This is a genomic window from Amaricoccus sp. (assembly GCF_036846665.1).
Classification (GTDB): domain Bacteria; phylum Pseudomonadota; class Alphaproteobacteria; order Rhodobacterales; family Rhodobacteraceae; genus Amaricoccus.
The window spans coordinates 1-4,044 of record NZ_DAIUBO010000300.1; the positions used below are offsets into that span (position 1 = coordinate 1).

Consider the following 4,044-nt stretch of genomic DNA (forward strand, 5'->3'; position numbering starts at 1 on the left):
CCCGCGATCCGGGCCGAGCTGATGCGGCCGCCGATCCAGAAGGCGGCAATGATCCTGACGGCGATCGGCCCGGAACTCGCGGCGGGATTCCTGCGCGACCTGGGCGAGGCCGACATGGAGCGCTTCGCCCGGGCGATCGGCAACATGGGCAAGATCAACCAGGACATCCTCGACGCGGTGATCATGGAGTTCCTCGACCTGCTCACCACCGGCCCGGAGGTCGCCGGCGGCGAGAAGGCGGCGCGCAAGCTGCTCGCCGCGGTGCTCGACGACGACGAGGAGATCGACCGCCTGGTCGCCGGGCGCCGGCGCAGCGAGATCCGCCCCGTCTGGGAGCGCATGAACGATTCCCCGGTCACGGCGCTGGCGAGCTTCATCCAGGGCGAGCATCCCCAGACCGCGGCGGTGATCGTGAGCGAGATGCGCCCGGAGGTCGCGGCCAGCGTGCTCGAACGGCTGGACCGGAGCTTCGCCCAGTCGATCGTGCTGCGGCTCTCGCGGGTGCCGACGCTCGACGCCCCGGTGCTCGCCAGCATCCAGAACGCCATCGAGCGCGACTTCCTCTCGGTGCTTCAGCGCAACCTCTCCAAGCGCCGGCCGGCCGACCTGATCGCCGGGCTGATGAACAACATCTCCACCGAGGTCCGCGAGGGCTTCATGGGCTTCCTCGAAGCGGAGGATTCCTCGCTCGCGCTCGACGTGCAGCGCACGATGTTCACCTTCGAGGACATCTCGCTGCGCCTGCATGGCCGCGACATCGCCGGCGTGCTGCGCGACATCCCCGAGGAGGATCTGCTCAAGGCGCTCAAGCTCGGCGAACTCCAGGGCAGCGCCACGGTGGCCTTCGTGCTCGAGAACCTGCCGCGCCGCCTCTCCGAGCGCTACGTGGAGGAGCTGGCGGCATTGGAGGACGTCACCCGCAAGGAGGGCGAGGCGGCGCAGATCGAGATCACCAAGGCGATCCAGGCCCAGGCCAAGGACGGCACGATCCGGCTCATCGAGAAGGACACCGGCCTCGGCTGATCCCGCGCCGGGCCGGCCGCCGTGCCGCCCGTCCGGATCTTCCTGGAGGCATCGGCCGGCACCCCCGTCCCGCCGCCTCCGCGAGCGGCGCCCGCCCGGCGGTTTGCATCCGGTCCCGTCCCGGTTTAGGGGATGGCGGAACTTCACCCCGGAGACCCGGATGGCGTTTTTCCAGAAGCTGAAGGACCGGCTGTTCAAGTCCTCCTCGAAGCTCGACGAGGGGCTCGACGCGATCCTCGAGCCTGCCGCGGAGCCCGCTGCCGAGCCCGCGGCCGCGCCGGCGTCCCCGCAGCCCGCCGCACCGGCCGAGGCCGGTGCGCGACGGCTCGGCGGCCTCTTCGCCGCGCCGAAGGGGCGGGTTCTCGACGATGCGATGCTCGAGAGCCTCGAGGAACTGCTGATCGCCTCCGACATGGGCGTGGAGACCTCGCTCAAGGTCACGGCGGGTCTGGCGGAGGGGCGGCTCGGGCGGCGGGTCGAGGCGCAGGAGATCAAGGAGGCGCTGGCGGCCGAGATCACCGCGATCCTCGAGCCGGTGGCCCGGCCGATGCCGCTGACCGCCCGCCGGCCGCAGGTGGTGCTGGTGGTGGGGGTGAACGGCTCGGGCAAGACCACCACGATCGGCAAGCTCGCGAGCCAGCTCCGCGCCGCCGGCAAGTCGGTGATGATCGCGGCGGGCGACACTTTCCGCGCCGCCGCGGTGGAGCAGCTGCAGATCTGGGGCGAGCGGGCCGGGGTGCCGGTGATGACGGCGCAGCAGGGATCGGACCCGGCCAGCCTCGCCTTCGAGGCGATGGCGCGCGCCGAGGCCGAGGGCGCGGATCTGCTGCTGGTCGATACCGCGGGCCGGCTGCAGAACCGCGAGGATCTGATGGCAGAGCTCGCCAAGATCGTGCGGGTGATCCGCAAGCGCGATCTCGAGGCGCCGCACAACACGCTCCTGGTACTCGATGCGACCACCGGGCAGAACGCGCTCAATCAGGTCGAGATCTTCCGCAAGATCGCCGATGTGACCGGCCTCGTGATGACCAAGCTCGACGGCACCGCCAAGGGCGGCGTGCTGGTGGCGCTGGCCGACCGCTTCGGGCTGCCGATCCATGCCATTGGCGTCGGCGAGGCGATCGACGACCTGTCGCCCTTCGATCCGGAGGAATTCGCGCGGGCGCTGACCGGGCTGGAGGGGTGACGGGCTGGGTCGATGCGATCTCCGGCACCCCCGAAGGCCATGTCGTCGCCATGGGGCTCGCCCTGCTCGCCGCCGTCAGCCACGCGGTCTTCGGCGCGCTGCAGAAGGGCCGGCACGATCCCTGGCTGAGCCGCGGCGCGATCGACATCAGCTATGGGCTGATGGCCCTGCCGGTGGCGCTCTTCGTGGTGCCCTGGCCGCAGGGCGAGGCCTGGGCGATCCTGGCCGGGGCGGAGGTGATCCACCTGGGCTACAAGCTCGCCCAGGCCAGTGCCTACAGCCGCGGCGATTTCACCGTCGTCTATCCGATCGTGCGGGGCACCGGGCCGCTGGTGACGGTCGCCGCCGCCGGCCTCCTCTTCGGCGAGCGCTATTCGGGCGTGCAATGGGGCGGGGTGATGCTGCTGTCCGGGGCGATCTTCGCGCTTGCGCTGGTCAATCTCGCACGCCCGGGGCGCGATCGGGCGCCGCCGGTCGGGACGCTCGGCTGGGCGCTGCTGACCGGGGTCTTCGTCGCGGCCTATACCACCTACGACGCCTTCGGGATCCGGGCGACGCCGGATCCCTTCACCTTTCTCGCCTGGTTCTTCATGATCGACGGGCTGGTGTTTCCCTGGATCGCGCTCTGGCGCTACCGGCGCATGCTGGCGCCGCCCGAGCCCTTGCCCCTGATGCTGCGCGGGGTGACGGGCGGGCTGGTGGCCTTCGTGAGCTTCGGGGGGGTGATGCTCGCGACCCGCATCGACAGGGTGGGGCAGGCGGCGGTGCTGCGGGAGACCTCGGTGGTCTTCGCGGCGCTGATCGGCTGGGCCTTTCTCGGCGAACGGGTGGGAATGCGGCGGGCTTCCCTCGCGGTTCTGATCGCGCTCGGCGCGGTTGTGGTGGAATTCGGCTGAGGCCGGGATTATGTCGGGCGCCATGTCGGGAAAGACGATTCATCCGCTGCTGAAACTGGTGCTCGAGGTCGGGCCGATCGCGGTGTTCTTCCTCGCCTATCGGCTGGCGCCGGTGGCCGAGGGGCTGCCGCTCGAGGAGCGGCAGCTCGAGCAGATCCTCTTCTCGACCATGGTGTTCATTCCCACGATCCTCGTGGCGCTCGCGGCGAGCTGGCTCTTGACCCGGCACCTGCCGAAGATGGCGGTGATCACCGCGGTGGTGGTGGTGATCTTCGGCGGGCTGACGCTGATCCTGCGCGACGACACCTTCGTGAAGATGAAGCCGACGATCCTCTATTGCCTCTTCGCCGGAATCCTCGGCTTCGGGCTGCTGCGCGGGCAGAGCTATCTGAAGTATCTCATGGACGAGCTGATCCCGATGCGGGACGAGGGATGGATGAAGTTCACCATCCGCTTCGTGGTCTTCTATGTCGCGCTCGCGGCGCTCAACGAACTGGTCTGGCGGGTCTACGGCACCGATGCCTGGGTCAATTTCCGCACCTTCGTGCTGCCGCTCGCGAATTTCGGCTTCGTCATGGCGCAGGTGCCGCTCTTTCAGCGCTACGCCGTGTCGGATGGGCCGAAATCGGGCGCGTGACGGGCCGGCCGGGGGCTGTCCCCATGAGGACGCGACGCAAGCAGCTGAAATTACAGAGAAAATGTGTTAACGGAAATCTGCGCGCCGGAGACGGTGGACGCGCGCGGTCTTGTCGCCTGCCGGAGTCGCGGCGAAGCCCTGCGGTGGAGCCTTCGGCAGGGGTCGCGCCCCGCGGAGCAATCTCGCCACGGATTTGGCAGGCAAACCAGCGTCCCTCGCCGTCGACTCCTGTTCCTGCCCCGGCCAGGGTGTCCCCGGCCCGATCGACCCGTGGCGATCGGGCCGCGCCGGCCCTGCCGGGG

Annotated in this window: 4 protein-coding genes; all 4 read left to right on the forward strand. The window is 69.8% G+C overall.

From position 1 onward, the window contains the following. Nucleotides 1–1,023: FliG C-terminal domain-containing protein (locus V7050_RS19105; RefSeq protein ID WP_324411046.1), on the forward strand; the 1,023-nt coding region annotated here is incomplete at its 5' end. A 160-nt stretch (nucleotides 1,024–1,183) separates the two neighbouring features. Further along, entirely contained in the window at nucleotides 1,184–2,209 is a 1,026-nt protein-coding gene (ftsY, locus tag V7050_RS19110; protein WP_324374666.1) for a signal recognition particle-docking protein FtsY, read from the forward strand. Then, nucleotides 2,206–3,105: a DMT family transporter gene (locus V7050_RS19115; RefSeq protein ID WP_324370618.1), complete on the forward strand. Its 900-nt coding sequence runs from the start codon at nucleotides 2,206–2,208 to the stop codon at nucleotides 3,103–3,105. The genes ftsY and V7050_RS19115 overlap by 4 nt, the downstream gene beginning before the upstream one ends. Before the next feature lie 22 nt (nucleotides 3,106–3,127). Continuing rightward, nucleotides 3,128–3,742, forward strand: a complete 615-nt coding sequence (locus V7050_RS19120) for a septation protein A (protein WP_324370620.1) — start codon at nucleotides 3,128–3,130, stop codon at nucleotides 3,740–3,742. Nucleotides 3,743–4,044 lie beyond the last annotated feature (302 nt).